11 protein-coding genes and 1 pseudogene are annotated in these 11,980 nt (G+C 53.5%); 9 read left to right on the top strand and 3 right to left on the bottom strand.

Going from position 1 to position 11,980, the window contains the following annotated elements:
• Positions 1–52: 52 nt before the first annotated feature.
• Both ACSZO4_RS21860 and dgcJ read left to right on the top strand, forming a co-directional pair.
• A pseudogene (locus ACSZO4_RS21860) lies at positions 53–610 on the top strand (EAL domain-containing protein); the annotation flags it as partial.
• 53 nt (positions 611–663) lie between these two features.
• Complete coding sequence (dgcJ, locus tag ACSZO4_RS21855) at positions 664–2,181, top strand: diguanylate cyclase DgcJ (RefSeq protein ID WP_437891163.1); 1,518 nt, start codon at positions 664–666, stop codon at positions 2,179–2,181.
• A gap of 33 nt (positions 2,182–2,214) precedes the next feature.
• Here dgcJ and ACSZO4_RS21850 read toward each other — a convergent pair whose 3' ends face one another.
• The 3 genes from ACSZO4_RS21850 to ACSZO4_RS21840 all read right to left on the bottom strand — a co-directional run bounded on the left by ACSZO4_RS21850 (position 2,215) and on the right by ACSZO4_RS21840 (position 4,155).
• Positions 2,215–2,781, bottom strand: a complete 567-nt coding sequence (locus tag ACSZO4_RS21850; RefSeq protein ID WP_437891162.1) for a GNAT family N-acetyltransferase — start codon at positions 2,779–2,781, stop codon at positions 2,215–2,217.
• 24 nt (positions 2,782–2,805) lie between these two features.
• Positions 2,806–3,192, bottom strand: coding sequence for a VOC family protein (locus ACSZO4_RS21845; protein ID WP_437891161.1), 387 nt, complete (start codon positions 3,190–3,192; stop codon positions 2,806–2,808).
• Positions 3,193–3,345: 153 nt separating this feature from the next.
• Positions 3,346–4,155 (bottom strand): hypothetical protein, encoded by an 810-nt coding sequence (locus ACSZO4_RS21840; protein WP_437891160.1) that lies wholly within the window; start codon positions 4,153–4,155, stop codon positions 3,346–3,348.
• A gap of 380 nt (positions 4,156–4,535) precedes the next feature.
• Between ACSZO4_RS21840 and ACSZO4_RS21835 the strand changes: the two genes are divergently transcribed.
• The 7 genes from ACSZO4_RS21835 (at position 4,536) to ACSZO4_RS21805 (ending at position 11,925) form a co-directional block, all read left to right on the top strand.
• Positions 4,536–5,690: a mandelate racemase family protein gene (locus ACSZO4_RS21835; RefSeq protein ID WP_437891159.1), complete on the top strand. Its 1,155-nt coding sequence runs from the start codon at positions 4,536–4,538 to the stop codon at positions 5,688–5,690.
• 124 nt (positions 5,691–5,814) lie between these two features.
• Positions 5,815–7,437, top strand: a complete 1,623-nt coding sequence (locus tag ACSZO4_RS21830) for an ABC transporter substrate-binding protein (protein WP_437891158.1) — start codon at positions 5,815–5,817, stop codon at positions 7,435–7,437.
• Complete coding sequence (locus ACSZO4_RS21825; protein ID WP_437891157.1) at positions 7,434–8,471, top strand: ABC transporter permease; 1,038 nt, start codon at positions 7,434–7,436, stop codon at positions 8,469–8,471. The genes ACSZO4_RS21830 and ACSZO4_RS21825 overlap by 4 nt, the downstream gene beginning before the upstream one ends.
• Complete coding sequence (locus ACSZO4_RS21820) at positions 8,468–9,373, top strand: ABC transporter permease (protein ID WP_437891156.1); 906 nt, start codon at positions 8,468–8,470, stop codon at positions 9,371–9,373. Before ACSZO4_RS21825 ends, ACSZO4_RS21820 begins: the two co-directional genes overlap by 4 nt.
• Positions 9,345–10,208, top strand: a complete 864-nt coding sequence (locus tag ACSZO4_RS21815; protein ID WP_437891165.1) for an ABC transporter ATP-binding protein — start codon at positions 9,345–9,347, stop codon at positions 10,206–10,208. Before ACSZO4_RS21820 ends, ACSZO4_RS21815 begins: the two co-directional genes overlap by 29 nt.
• Positions 10,209–10,218: 10 nt before the next feature.
• Complete coding sequence (locus tag ACSZO4_RS21810) at positions 10,219–10,992, top strand: ABC transporter ATP-binding protein (RefSeq protein WP_437891164.1); 774 nt, start codon at positions 10,219–10,221, stop codon at positions 10,990–10,992.
• 231 nt (positions 10,993–11,223) lie between these two features.
• Positions 11,224–11,925 (top strand): hypothetical protein, encoded by a 702-nt coding sequence (locus tag ACSZO4_RS21805; protein ID WP_437891155.1) that lies wholly within the window; start codon positions 11,224–11,226, stop codon positions 11,923–11,925.
• Positions 11,926–11,980: the final 55 nt, after the last annotated feature.

The raw sequence follows: 11,980 nt of genomic DNA, 5'->3' as shown, positions 1-11,980 counted from the left end.
ACAGCTCAGCTAAGGTAAGGCTAATACAGATAAGGACTCCACTGAACCCCACCGATTAAATCGCACCTTCCTTAATCTTACGGCCGATCATCTGATGCAGCCGGGTTTTGTACGTAAACTTCTGCATCGCGCCAGTACGCATAATATTCCCTGCAACCAGGTACATCTGGAGCTAACTGAAAGTGTATTTGTTTCAGATCCACAAACGGTTGCGGCCAGAATGAATGAGTTAGCGGCGGTGGGATTCAGATTTTCCCTCGACGATTTCGGCACCGGATTTTCTTCCCTCAGTACCCTACGCGGATTGCCGCTGGAACAGATTAAAATCGACAGGAGTTTTATCACCAGCGCCACGGAAAGTGATAAAGGCTCGGTCATTGCGAAGAATATCGCCCGCATGGGCAGTGAACTTGACCTCGAAGTCGTGGCTGAAGGGATCGAAACTGAGCAGCAGTGGGCGATGATGAAAAAATATGGTTGTACTGTATTTCAGGGATTTTTGTTTTCCAGACCCTTAACCCAGGCCGATCTGCTGCTTTTTGTGCACTCTGCCGCTGGGGAACAAATAGCCAACAAACCCGTAAGCCCTGAGCAATTACTCAGTATCTGACCGGTGCTATACTTGTTGTTATTTGTCGGTGGCCTCACCAGGAGTTAACCATCTTGTCCAGGCGAAAATATGTCAGCGCCCTGCTAATTATTATTGTCGGCACGACGCTGATATTTATCGCGCTGATGGCCCGTGAAATTCGCAGTTTGCAGAAGTATATGAGCTACATTGCTGAAAACGGCAAATCTGCGCTTTTTCACGAAGAAGTCACCAACCAGAATATTGCCACCAGGCTATCGCGGGCATTCATCACCGCCACAAACATGGCATCCCATGCCGGGAGTGGCGAGGCCGTCACCTGCGATCGACTTGAATCCACAGGAACGCTCTTAGGGTTTAATCTGGTGACACAACGTGAGAAAACTCTTGCCGGAACTTTGCAGACCCGCAACCGGGACTGTGAACAGTGGGTGCAGGATACTCAGGCTCTGAGGGTGATTAATGAAACGGAGTCGGGTGTCGGCAACCGCTACAGCTTCTCAAACTATACTGGTTATGCCTTTAACAATATCCGTTACTATATTGACCTGATGCATAACTATATTTATATCAATAAGCTGGTTAACACCCATGAGTATACCTTCAGCAACTGGCTGGTTGATAACGACGGTCGGATAAATATTGCGCGCAGCGCACATACCCTGAGCATTGACGATCGGGCGCTGGATGACCTGATGTTGGGGGAAAGCATCGTCTCTCACATATACCAGGATGGCTATAGCAAAAGTAATATTATCAGTATGCTCACCCCCGTTTTTCTGAATGACAAGGTAAAAGGGATCCTGATAACGGATATCAACATCAATGATCTGGTTATATCCTTTAAAACCCAGGATCGCCCATTGCTATGGCATTTTCTTTCACTGTACGTGAAAGACAATTTAACCAGCGAAGAGATCAGCTTTTATAGACCGCACATCAGCTCATTTAATTTTATTAAGTTTGAGGATAGCATTACCCAGTATTACACGCTTCATATCAGGCTGGATGCTATTTACGTGTTGATTGCCACCTTCTGGCTGATGGTGATCTATGTGCCGATAAGCTGGTTATTATGCCATTATGTCCGTAAGCAATTAATCAGACAGGAATCCCTTTCCAGAGACAACGTGACAGATGCCATGACGGGTCTCTATAACCGAAAAGTTATCACTCCGGATCTTGAACAAAAAATATCCAGACTTGTTGCCCGAAATATCCCTGTTACGGTAGTCGCTATCGACAGTGACGGACTAAAAAGAATCAATGATAACCTCGGTCATCATATGGGCGATAAAGCGATACAGTATCTGGGGCAGGCGCTGGGTCAGGCTATTCGGAAAAGCGATTATGCTATCCGACTGGGCGGTGATGAATTCATTTTGATCCTCATCGATTATTCCCTTAATAAATCACGGGATGTAATCAGTCGGACGCAGGGATATTTATCCACCATCGATGTGGAAAAGTTAGTGGCCTTTTCCTGGGGCGCCTGGCAATTGCGGCAGGACGACACCCTGGAAGTGGCGATGCTCAAAGCCGACGAACTTTTGTATCAGCATAAGCGCAGCAAATATGAAGAGCGCAGGTAACGCGCAGGCATTCAGCGGTGTTTACTGGCCATATTATGCGGGATCCAGTGTTTCCGTCATCTCGGGGAGCACCAGCGAGTTGAGAACATGATCCTGCCAGCTGCCGTTTATTTTCAGATAAGAACTGGCATATCCCTCTTTTTTGAATCCTAATCTCTGGAGGGTATTGCTGCTTCTGATATTTGACGGCAAATGATTCGCCATGATGCGGTGCAGGTTGTAATTCTGCTGGATATAATCAATTGCTTTGCTGAGCGCTTCGCTCATCAGACCTTTGCCCTGACAGGCATGATCGACAGAGAAACCGAGGTATCCGGCCTGAAAGACACCGTAGACAAAATTGGTAAAATTAATGCTGCCGACTATTTTTTGGTCGTCTTTCAGGGTGAAAACAAGCAGGATCCCCTTACGTTCCTGATAATCGCGAAGTGAATTGTTAATCCGTTCATCAATACTGGATAAGGTGAAATAATGCTCATCGCGCAGGGGTTCAAAGGGGGCAAAATTCTCTCGGTTGCTCAGCAGAAAAACCTGTAATGCCGGTGCCAGATCCGCAGTCAGTAGATAAACGTCAGTACGTTCGGTGGTAAATAACTTCATGACTTCTCCCTTGCTTAATAAAGATTATGCCCATGCTCTGTTCTGGATAACTATCCGGTATCCGTCGCAATCAATATAGGTACGGCCAAAAACATCCCAGTAAGGATTAAAAGAATCACACTGGCGAAAACCTGCATCGATCATTCTCCGGCAGACATCCTGCCATTCGTCTTTATCCGGATAATAAAGTACCAGCAGGTCTTCTGCGGTTGAGGAAGGCACAACGGGATGCTGATGACAGTTTGTAAATTCAATGTGCCAGGGCAATTCGCGCTGGCCCAGCATTATACCGCTAAAGCCATCGTGATCGTTGAACTCAGCAATTTTTTCCAGCCCCAGTCCCTGGTTGTACATCAGAAATGTACGCTGCAGGTCAGTGACAGGTTTTGCAATGCGCATATGAGAAAACATCCGGCAATCTCCCCTAAATATGAGTTGATGAAAATTGCCATTAATTTACTGCTGATTCAGCTTTTCATTTGTCCATCAGAGCGTTGGGACGGGAAATGCAGCAAAAAAACCGCTGGCAGGAAGGCCAGCGGAGCAGGAGGATAGCAGGGGGCTTCAGGCCGCGGCGTTACTGGTCAGATGGCTAAACTTCTGCCACTGGGCCTCCAGTTTTGCAATGTGCGCGGTGGCGAGGTCTTTAAAAAATCCCGTATCCGCACTGGCGTTGACGCTTTGCCGCAGACCGGAAAACCATGCAGAGCTGTCAGTAGTACTTTTGGTCAGGTCGAGCATGGTCTGGCGTTCAATTTGAGTTGCATGCTGGCCGGAATCAAGCAAGTTAAGCTGCTGCTGATATTTCTCGACCCCGGCCAAATCACCCTGCTGACTGGCGATGGCCAGTGAGCTGCTGGTCGTCTCTTTTAACAAGGTATCCTGATCGCTGGCTTTTTTACTCACATAATGATCAATCTCAGCGTAGCTTGCGGCCTGGTGTTCAGCAGGGACAAATTTCTCCACCAGCGCGTTTAATTTTGCCTGGGTCATTGAGAGATCCATCGCACTGGTGGTGGCATTACCTGCGCCATCAGGTGACTGGAGCGCTTCAGAGATAAGGCCGCCCATATCGAGCGAAGAGACTGAAGCCTGTGACAGCATGCCAGAAAAGAAAGTATCTACGTCATTAATGACCGCATTGGTCTTGCTTTTATTCAGCTCAATAATGTCGTTTCGGGTTTGCAGGACCTCTTTCTGCGCTTTTTCGATGGCTTCCGGACTCAGGTCTGTTGTGGCTGGCGCGGGCTCTTCTCCGGCATGTATCCGGTCGATTTTTTCCTGCGAGAGACGGATCGTGGTCGGGGTAGCGATTGACTTTTTAAACACATCTGTCTGAGTCTGACTGAGATCCGTCACGCTCATGCTACTCATCTTGTCATCCTTATGGTGGTTTAAAACACATACCAGGGTTATCGGTGTATTGCTGCGGAGCTTTAATCAATCGGACCTGCCATTTTTGGCTGGGTTGAGCTCTGTTCTGAATTGAGTACTGCGGTATTTATTCCGCGATCCGCTACCTGATCGGTCTCACACTTTGTCTTTTATTTGTGAAAACACTCACCTTTTGTCGTGCCAATGCCCAAATATATGCTGTCGCTTAGGGGGCATTGTCCGAGGCAAGGCGCAAAAATTGTGCTTAGATTGGTTATTGAAACGCGCTTTCAATAATATGAAACCGCCTTATCAACTTAATTTATTCACCAGGTTTATAGGTGAAAGCGTTCTAACATGCACTGCGCTAAGGACAGAGAATGAAGATTGAATCTGTAAATGTCACCGTTTTCCACTATCCCACCTGTCGGGTTTCCGACAGCGCCGGGCATTCCCATCCAGGAGCGGAAAGCATGGCGAAAATGGCCATGCTGACCATCACTGCCGATGATGGCACTCAGGGTTATTCTTTTGCGCCGCCGGAAGTGGTCCGGCCTTTTGTCGTAAACACCTTTTTCCGCAAAGTGATGGTTGGCCAGGATCCCTTTAACCGCGAACGTATCTGGCAGGATCTTAACCACTGGCAGCGCGGCAGCGCCCATCAACTGACGGAGCGCGCGCTGTCATTTGTCGAGCAGGCGCTGTGGGATTTAATTGGCCGCAAGCTCAATATGCCGGTCTACAAACTGCTTGGCGGCTATCGCGATAAGGTTCCGGCTTACGGCAGCACCATGTGCGGCGACGATCTGCCGGGCGGCCTGTCGACGCCGGATGAGTATGCGGCCTTTGCTGAAAAGCTGGTTGCTCGCGGCTATCAGGCCATTAAGTTGCATACCTGGATGCCGCCAGTCTCTTTTGCGCCCAATCCGAAGATGGACATTAAAGCCTGTGCGGCGGTACGCGAAGCGGTGGGGCCGGATATCGACCTGATGATTGACGGCTATCACTGGTACAGCCGCACCGAAGCGCTGTGGATTGGTAAAGAGCTGGAAAAACTCAATTTCGCCTGGTTTGAAGAACCTATGGAAGAGGATTCGATGTCTTCTTATGCGTGGCTGGCGGAAAACCTGACGATCCCGATTGTCGGCCCGGAGAGCTTTGGCGGTAAACACCATATGCGCGCCGAATGGGTGAAAGCCGGGGCCTGCGACATCCTGCGTGCGGGGTCAAACGGCGTGGGCGGGATCACCCCGACTATGAAAGTCGCCGCGCTGGCGGAAGCCTATGGGATGGATTGCGAAGTTCACGGTAATGGCGCGGCAAGCCTGGCGGTGGTCGGGGCTATTCGTAACTGCCGCTGGTATGAGCGCGGTCTGCTCCATCCTTTCCTTGATTACGACCAGCCTGCCGCGTATCTCAACAGCCTTGTTGATCCGATGGATGAGCAGGGTTTTGTCCACTTGTCGCAACGCCCGGGTCTCGGGGAAGACATCAATTTTGCCTATATCGAAGCCAATACCCTTAGCCACGACTGATTAACAATAAATTTCCGAAAGCCTGAGGCTTATCGGATCGGGCGAACGGATAACAAATCTAAACCAGGCCCGTCAGCAGCCGCAATGCGAATGATGACGGGCGTGTACCCTACAGGCGACAGATATGAAAAAGACTTCCTTGCTGGGAGCGTGCTTACTCGCGCTCGCCATGTCGATGGGGAGCGGGGCGGCGCTGGCCAAAACGCCGCCCGACCAGTTAATCATCGGCATGAATATGAACAACCTGCTCACCCTCGACCCGGCAGCGATGACCGGTAATGAAGTGGTGGGGATAGTGGTCAATCTCTATGACTCGCTGGTGGAGCTTGATCCTCAGCAACTGACCAACGTCAAGCCCGCGCTGGCGAAAGCCTGGGATATCAGCCCGGACGGCAAAACCCTGACCTTCCATCTGCGCGACAACGTGAAATTTCACTCCGGCAACCCGCTGACCGCCGCCGATGTGGTGTGGTCAATGCGGCGTATTTTGCATCTCAATCTGGCCCAGGCCTCGGTGTGGAAATCCTACGGCTTCAGCAAGAAGAATATTGATAACCAGGTGAGCGCTCTGGACGACGCGACCGTACAGATCCTGTTACCGAAAGAAAACGATCCGCAACTGGTGATTTACTCGCTGGCGGCGCTGGGCAACCTTGGCGTACTCGACAGTAAAACGGTACAGAGCCACGAGCAGGATAACGACTGGGGTAACCGCTGGCTGACCACCCATGAGGCCGGTTCCGGGCCGTTTATCCTTGAAACCTGGCAGGCCAAAGATGTCCTGCGCATGAAGCGTAACCCCGATTACTGGCGCGGCGAGGCGAAAATGAACCGCGTGGTGCTGCGCCACTTTCAGGAGTCGCAAACCCTGCGTCTGATGATCGAAAAGGGCGATCTTGATATTGCCAGCAATATGGCGGTTTCCGATATCAACGCCCTGCGCCACGATCCGCAACTGACCATCGACGCGGTACAGCGCGGCACCATGTACTACGTGGCGATGAGTATGAAAGAAGCGCACTTTGCCAACCCGAAAGTGCGTGAGGCAGTGCGCTATCTGATTGATTACCAGGGCATCAATAAAGCGCTGATGCCGGGCTACGGCGTGCTGCATCAGCGACCGATTAAGTCCGGTATGCCGTCCACGCTCCCGGATCCTGGCTATACGCTTGACGTCGCGCGGGCAAAAAAACTGCTCGCGGAAGCGGGCTATCCCAACGGCTTTGATACCACGCTGCGGGTGCTCTCCGATCAGCCATTCCTCAATATCGCCATTGCCGTGCAGTCGACGCTGATGCAGGCGGGCATTAACGCCAAAATCGTGACCGGCACTGGCAACCAGATTTACGGCGCGATGCGCGAGCGTAAGTTCGATCTGCTGGTCGGACGCGGCGGCAGCGGGATGGAGCCGCATCCGCACTCAAGCCTGCGCGCGCTGGTCTATAACCCGGATAACAGCGATGAAGCGCGACTGACCAACTTCCAGGGCTGGCGCACCGGCTTTTACGATCCGCAGCTGAATACCATGATTGACCGCGCCCTGCTGGAGCGTAACCCACAGCAGCAGGTGGCAAGTTATCAGGCGATTCAGGCGCGCTATGACGAACTGATCCCGGCATTAATTCCGCTTTCGCAAATGGTCGATTCCGTGGTGGTCCGCAACGAGGTGCAGGAATATTACCCCCATCCCTCCGCCACCACTTTTCTGCGTGACGTCTATAAAACCCGCGAAGGAGAGAAAGGATGAGTATTGCAATCCTTGCGCCCGGCTCCCGCGCCCGGCGCCTGTCGAAACGACTGCTTCAGGTGGCGATTACGCTGTTCGGCCTGTTGCTGCTGACCTTCACCATCGGGCGAGTGATGCCCATCGACCCGGTGCTGGCGATTGTCGGCCCGGATGCGGACCAGAGCACCTACCAGCAGGTTTATCAGCAACTGGGCTTTGATAAATCACTGACCACCCAGTTTGGTATCTATTTCGTCAACCTGCTGCATGGCGATCTGGGTAACGCGCTGTTGACCGGCAAGCCGGTGGTGGACGATATCATTCGCGTTTTCCCGGCCACCATGGAGCTGGCGACGATGGCCATTATCGTGGGCGCGGGTCTTGGGATCCCGCTGGGCGTACTGGCAGCGGCCAGGCGTAACAGCCTCAGCGACTATGTGGTGCGCATTATCAGCCTCGCTGGTTATTCGACGCCGATTTTCTGGGTCGGGATGATGGGACTGCTGGTGTTCTACGCCTGGCTTGGCTGGGTCGGCGGCGCCGGGCGTCTGGATCTTGGGCTGGACGGCATCGTGCCGCGCCGGACCGGGCTGATGACCGTTGATGCGCTGCTGGCAGGCAACAGTCAGGTTTTCTGGAATGCCATTAACCACCTGATACTGCCCGCCTCGCTGCTTGGGTTCCACTCGCTGGCCTATATCAGCCGTATGACCCGCAGTTTTATGCTGGCCCAGCTGTTGCAGGAGTTCATTATCACCGCCCGGGTGAAGGGGCTCACCGAGCGTCAGGTCATCTGGAACCATGCGTTCCGTAACATTCTGGTGCAGTTGCTGACGGTGGTGGCGCTGGCCTACGGGGCATTACTGGAAGGGGCGGTACTGATTGAAACCGTCTTCTCCTGGCCAGGTTTTGGCTCCTACCTGACCGGCAGCCTGCTGCTGGGCGATATGAACTCAGTGATGGGCTGCGTGCTGCTGGTGGGCGTCATCTTTGTGATGCTTAACCTGCTCTCGGACATGCTGTACCAATTCTTTGACCCGAGGACTAAATCATGACCGTTTCTCTGGGAACACCGCTTTCTGGCGGCGCGGGCGAAGGCCGCCAGCGGCTGCAACGCGCAGCAGAACGTACGGCCGGGTTTATCGGCAAAATGGCGCGAAATCCGCTTACGGCTATCGGCGGCGGGATCATTTTTCTGCTGCTGGTGGTGGCGATTTTTGCCCCGCTGATTGCCCCCTACAACCCGCTGGTGCAGGACCTGAACAGCGCGTTAGTGGCACCCAATGCGCAGCACTGGTTTGGTACCGATGAGTTTGGCCGCGACATTTTTAGCCGCCTGGTGTACGGCTCGCGGATCACGCTCTATATCGTGCTGCTGGTGTCGGTAACCGTCGGCCCGCTCGGACTGCTGCTCGGCGTGAGCGCCGGCTATTTTGGCGGCAAGGTCGACATGGTGCTGATGCGGGTGACCGATATTTTTATCTCCTTCCCAAGTCTGGTGCTGGCGCTGGCGTTTGTCGCCGCCTTAGGCCCGGGGCTGGAGCATGTGGTGATTGCCATCACGCTCACCGCCTGGCCGCCCATTGCCCGCCTGGCCCGCGCTGAAACGCTGTCACTGCGGCAGGCCGATTTTATCTGCGCGGTGCGCTTACAGGGGGCGTCATCGGCCAGGGTGTTATGGCGACATATCGTGCCGCTGTGCCTGCCGTCAGTGATTATCCGCATTACGATGAATATGGCCGGGATTATTTTGACCGCCGCCGGTCTGGGGTTCCTTGGCCTTGGCGCCCAGCCGCCGGAGCCGGAGTGGGGGGCGATGATTTCCAGCGGTCGCACTTACATGATGGAGTGCTGGTGGGTAGTAACGATCCCGGGGCTGGCTATTCTGATTAACAGCCTGGCATTCAACTTCTTAGGAGATGGCTTACGTGACATCCTCGATCCTCGCAGCGAATAATGCTCCACTGCTCGACGTGCGCGATTTGTGCGTCGACTTTGTTAACGGCAGCGCGGTAACTCACGCGGTGCGCGGCGTCTCCTTCCAGTTGGGGCGGGAAAAACTGGCGATTGTCGGCGAATCCGGGTCGGGTAAATCGACCGTTGGCCGGGCGCTGTTGCAGCTGCATCCGAAAAAGGCGCGGGTGACTGCCAGCCGGATGCAGTTTGCCGACCTGGATTTACAGCATCTCAGCGAGGCACAGATGCGCGCCGTGCGCGGCAAACGTATCTCGATGATTATGCAGGACCCCAAATATTCGTTAAATCCGGTGGTCTGCGTCGGCAACCAGATAGCGGAGGCCTGGCTGACCCATCACCCAGGGCGCAAAGCCGAGGCCAAAGAGAAGGCGATGGAAATGCTGAATATCGTGCGCATCCGCCAGCCGGAACGCGTCTATCAGCTCTATCCCCATGAGATTTCCGGCGGCCAGGGCCAGCGCATCATGATTGCGATGATGCTGATCACCGACCCGGAACTGGTGATCGCCGATGAGCCGACGTCAGCGCTCGATGTGTCGGTACGTCTTCAGGTGCTTGGCCTGCTGGACGATCTGGTGCAGTCCCGCGGCCTGGGGCTGATTTTTATCAGCCACGATATCAATCTGGTGCGCAGCTTTTGCGATCGGGTGCTGGTGATGTACGCCGGGCGGGTGGTGGAATCCATCGCCGCCGCAGACCTTGATAACGCGCGTCACCCCTATACGCAGGGGCTGATTAACTCCCTGCCGGATATGCAGCATCGCCGCCCGGTGTTGCCGGTATTGCAGCGCCAGAACAGCTGGCTGACGGAATAAGGAGGGGATGATGATTAACGTAAAAAATCTCAATCTGGCGTTTGGCGAAGGGGAAAAACGTAACCAGGTGCTGTATGACGTCAATTTTCATGTTAACGCTGGGGAGATCTATGGCCTGGTGGGGGAGTCGGGTTCCGGCAAAACCACGGTACTGAAATGCCTGGCCGGGTTATTTACCCACTGGCAGGGGGAGCTGGCCCTTAACGGGCAGCCGCTGGCGCATGCGATCAGCCGCGAACGCTGTCGCCAGGTGCAGATGGTGTTTCAGGATCCCTATGGCTCATTGCATCCGCGACATACCATCGGCGATATTCTCGAAGAGCCGCTGCAGATCCATGGTATCGGCGACCGTGACCGGCGCATTAATACCTTATTGGACAAGGTTGGCTTAACCCGTGCGTTTCGTGAACGCTACCCGCACCAGCTCTCCGGCGGGCAGCGCCAGCGTGTGGCCATTGCCAGAGCCTTGATCCTCGATCCGCAGGTGCTGCTGCTGGATGAGCCGACCTCGGCGCTGGATGTCTCGGTGCAGGCAGAAATCCTCAATCTGCTGGCGGCGCTTCAGCAGGAGGCGAAATTAACCTACCTGATGGTGACCCACGACCTGGGGGTGATTGCTCATCTGTGCCAGAAGGTGGCGGTGATGCAATACGGCAAGATCCTTGAAACGCTGACGGTAGATGCGCTGGTCAACGGCGAAGCACAAACCGCCTATACCCGGATGCTGGTCAACGCCAGCCAGCGCTATACCCGGGAAATGGCGCGGGAAGTGGCGATCTACTAAGCAGTGTCGCGCAAGTCAGCCGTCATCCCTGATCTGTTTCGCTGGGTTTGGGCTGCGGCTGAATAAAAGATCCACGCAATCGCGTGGATTTTTTTATGGCCCGAGGAGAAGAAAGGGGTGTTGAAAAATTAGTCAATACGCGTAACGTGCTATAACTATTATTAGTGCGTTGCATTCGCTTCTGGCAAAACAGCAGACCTGAGCCTGAACACCTCTTTTCAAGGATGTGCCATGCCCCAACAAGCAGATGTTGAAAATCATCAACACGCGAACAATGTCATTGTGCTCCATAACGAGATGGCGTGGTTATCGCAGGTTATCAATCAGGTTATTTGCAGCTATCTCAAGCAAGAGGGGCATGAACATCACTGGGCAGATATTCCCCCGCCGGAATTAGTCAAAGGAACCCCTTATGCGGATCTGATTATTGACTGGCAATTATCGCTGTTTGAACGCCTGGCCCTTGCGCTTGCCATGGCGCCCGGTATGAAACCCGATACGCTCGATATTTTCTTTGGTCTTAACAGCCTTATCGATCGCCCATTTACCGAATTTGGCGGCGTCAGTGACAAAGCCTTTAGCGGTTTTATTCTGACCGGGCAGACGCTCAACTTTCTTATCAGCGCCAATAACCCTGAATGGCGGCTTGAGACTCACGCGCTCTTCTCGAACAAACATCGTCTGATGGCCGAGCAGGTCACTCAACTGCTACCTGTCGATGAAGGTGTGCCCAAATGGGCGGGTATCTATCGCTTAAACGAAGAGTGGCTGCACTATTTTATGACCGGCGAGCGGCTGCGTCCTGAATTAAGCGCCAGCTTCCCGGCGCATTTACTGGAATCGCCACTGGAATGGAACGATCTGGTGCTGGATGCCGAAGTCATGGCGCAAATTGAAGAGCTGCATGCCTGGCTTAAGGAAGGTGCGATTTAATCGGTGGGGTTCAGTGGAGTCCTTATCTGTATTAGCCTTACCTTAGGGAAGGTGC

Source organism: Phytobacter sp. V91, from assembly GCF_965644225.1.
In the GTDB taxonomy this organism is placed as follows: Bacteria; Pseudomonadota; Gammaproteobacteria; order Enterobacterales; family Enterobacteriaceae; genus CBFFRJ01.
Note: the sequence above shows the minus strand (reverse complement) of the source record. Positions and strands in the feature narration are given on the sequence as shown.

Bases quoted from the DNA above. Each gene is read 5' to 3' on its own strand.
- ACSZO4_RS21820 (WP_437891156.1), top strand. From the start codon at position 8,468: ATGACCGTTTCTCTGGGAACACCGCTTTCTGGCGGCGCGGGCGAAGGC.
- ACSZO4_RS21805 (WP_437891155.1), top strand. From the start codon at position 11,224: ATGCCCCAACAAGCAGATGTTGAAAATCATCAACACGCGAACAATGTC.
- ACSZO4_RS21835 (WP_437891159.1), top strand. From the start codon at position 4,536: ATGAAGATTGAATCTGTAAATGTCACCGTTTTCCACTATCCCACCTGT.
- ACSZO4_RS21810 (WP_437891164.1), top strand. From the start codon at position 10,219: ATGATTAACGTAAAAAATCTCAATCTGGCGTTTGGCGAAGGGGAAAAA.
- ACSZO4_RS21825 (WP_437891157.1), top strand. From the start codon at position 7,434: ATGAGTATTGCAATCCTTGCGCCCGGCTCCCGCGCCCGGCGCCTGTCG.
- ACSZO4_RS21830 (WP_437891158.1), top strand. From the start codon at position 5,815: ATGAAAAAGACTTCCTTGCTGGGAGCGTGCTTACTCGCGCTCGCCATG.
- ACSZO4_RS21840 (WP_437891160.1), bottom strand. From the start codon at position 4,155: ATGAGTAGCATGAGCGTGACGGATCTCAGTCAGACTCAGACAGATGTG.
- ACSZO4_RS21845 (WP_437891161.1), bottom strand. From the start codon at position 3,192: ATGTTTTCTCATATGCGCATTGCAAAACCTGTCACTGACCTGCAGCGT.
- ACSZO4_RS21850 (WP_437891162.1), bottom strand. From the start codon at position 2,781: ATGAAGTTATTTACCACCGAACGTACTGACGTTTATCTACTGACTGCG.